Source organism: Synechococcus sp. CCAP 1479/10 (assembly GCF_019038515.1).
Lineage (GTDB): Bacteria > Cyanobacteriota > Cyanobacteriia > PCC-6307 > Cyanobiaceae > Cyanobium.
The window spans coordinates 1-306 of the sequence record NZ_JAFKRJ010000067.1 but is presented as its reverse complement, the minus strand read 5'-3'; the positions used below and the strand labels follow the sequence as shown (position 1 = coordinate 306).

Here is a 306-nt window from a genome sequence, read left to right as displayed (position 1 = left end):
CCCGCTCTCCAGCGGCGGGATCAGCATCGCCACCCCCAGGCTCGTCACCGCCAGGCACACCAGCAGGTTCGGCAGCAGACGCCGCACGCGCCGCAGATAGAAATTCCCCAGCCGTGGCCACAGCGGCTTACTCGCCTGGCCCAGCAGCGAGCCCATCACCACATAGCCCGAGATCACAAAGAAGATGTCCACCCCGGTGAAACCACCGGGCAGCCAGCCCTTGTTCAGGTGGAACACCAGCACCGCCAGCATCGCCGCTCCCCGCAGCGCATCGATGTCCGGCCGGTAGGCAAAACCTCCCCCCTT

1 protein-coding gene is annotated in these 306 nt (G+C 66.7%); it reads right to left on the bottom strand.

Annotated features, from left to right (window positions below; translation table 11 throughout):
- The coding region (locus KUG39_RS16990; protein ID WP_216916611.1) for an acyltransferase family protein at positions 1-306 on the bottom strand (306 nt) is incomplete at both ends.